General features: G+C 35.4%; 1 protein-coding gene. It reads left to right on the forward strand.

Features of this window, described 5'->3' with window-relative positions; translation table 11 throughout:
* The first annotated feature begins 117 nt into the window (after positions 1-117).
* Positions 118-1,389 carry an IS4 family transposase gene (locus tag JOC48_RS21140; protein WP_204502410.1) on the forward strand — a complete coding sequence of 424 codons (1,272 nt, stop codon included), beginning with the start codon at positions 118-120 and terminating at the stop codon, positions 1,387-1,389.
* The last annotated feature ends 179 nt before the right edge of the window (positions 1,390-1,568 follow it).

Genomic DNA, 1,568 nt, shown 5'->3' on the forward strand with positions numbered 1-1,568 from the left:
AAGTTATCATAAAAACATCGCAAAAATAGGTCAAAAAGCGCTTGAATTTTCCAAATCACCACAAAAATCGACTTGAATACCTTTTTTGGTATATCAACGATGAAGTGGTGATTTTTTATGGGGAAAAGTATATTTTTAGAGGCTGTGGAGGTAACTCGGGGTGTTCTACATGACTTCGTTTTCTTGTGTGACTCTCGTACCAAACCAACCTATTTTACTCGTGAAGGGAGAAACAAACTAAACTTTGTTAACACCATCCTGTTTATGCTTAATTTCGTGAAGAAGAGCCTTCAGATTGAACTGGATGACTATTTTGAGCTTCTTGGAAAGAACACCAAATCGATTAGTAAACAAGCTTTTTCTGAGGCTAGAAAGAAGATTAAACCAGAAGCGTTTATCAAATTATTTGATACCATTGTGGATTGGTATTATAAGGAGATTCCTTGGAAAAAGTTTATGGGATACCGTATTTTCGCTATCGATGCTTCCATTTTGGAAATTAATAATTCCATAAGATTAAGGGATGCCTTTGACGTTTCGAAAGGCAGTTCGTTAGAACTTGCACGTGCAATGGCATCCTGTATCTATGATATCGAAAATAATCTAGTTGTAAAGGCTATTATCACAAAATGTACAGATTCAGAACGCTCTGTCGCTAATAAACTGATGAACAGCTTTAAAGAGCATCTTACAGAGAACGACCTATTCCTTTTTGATCGGGGGTATCCTTCGTTAGACTTTTTCACTTACCTACTAGAATCAAAGGTTAAATTTATTGTTAGAACACCTGTCAATAATTATAAATCTAGTATCCAAGCATCAGTGCCTGACCAAATCATTGAGCTTAAAGCCAAAGGGAGCGTCATGCGCTTAAGAGCGATAAGATTCACGCTTCCCTCTGGTGAAGAAGAGTTGCTTATCACCAATTTATTTGATGAAACATTTGGAATACAGGATTTTAAAACCTTGTATTTTAAGCGTTGGGGAATTGAAACGAAATATGGGGAATTGAAAAATAAGCTACAACTTCAAAAGTTTACAGGTGATACTCCGCTTTCCGTTGAACAAGATTTTTATGCAACGATGTTTCTAACTAACATGGCTTCTCTAATTAAACACGAGGCTGACGAAATCATTGCCAAAGAGCAAGAAGATAAGGAGCTAAAACATGAGTACACAGTTAATTACAATGTTTTGATTGGTAAGTTGAAAACGAATCTTATCCGTATCATTTTAGAAGCAAGTCCAAGACGACGGAAAAAGTTGTATAAGCAACTGCTTGATGAAATACAGAGAAGTCGAACTCCCGTAAGACCAGATAGAAGTTTCAATCGTGTTAAAGGATTACGCGCAAATAGAAATGCATTAGTTCAAAAGGCTGCTTTATAATATCAAAAAAAATGAATAGGATACCATTTAAGGTGATGTAAAAAAATGTAAATACATCTCCCGGGCATCCTATTGTCTTTTTTTACTCATTTAAGTGTGAAGATTAATTGTATTTTGTGTGATACACATAAAATAAACCAATTGGTAATTCATTGGGAGCTTAGCTTGATGACATTGGG

The sequence above is a fragment of the Aquibacillus albus genome, from assembly GCF_016908325.1.
Taxonomy (GTDB): Bacteria; Bacillota; Bacilli; order Bacillales; family Amphibacillaceae; genus Aquibacillus_A; species Aquibacillus_A albus.

Bases quoted from the DNA above. Each gene is read 5' to 3' on its own strand.
- JOC48_RS21140 (WP_204502410.1), top strand. From the start codon at position 118: ATGGGGAAAAGTATATTTTTAGAGGCTGTGGAGGTAACTCGGGGTGTT.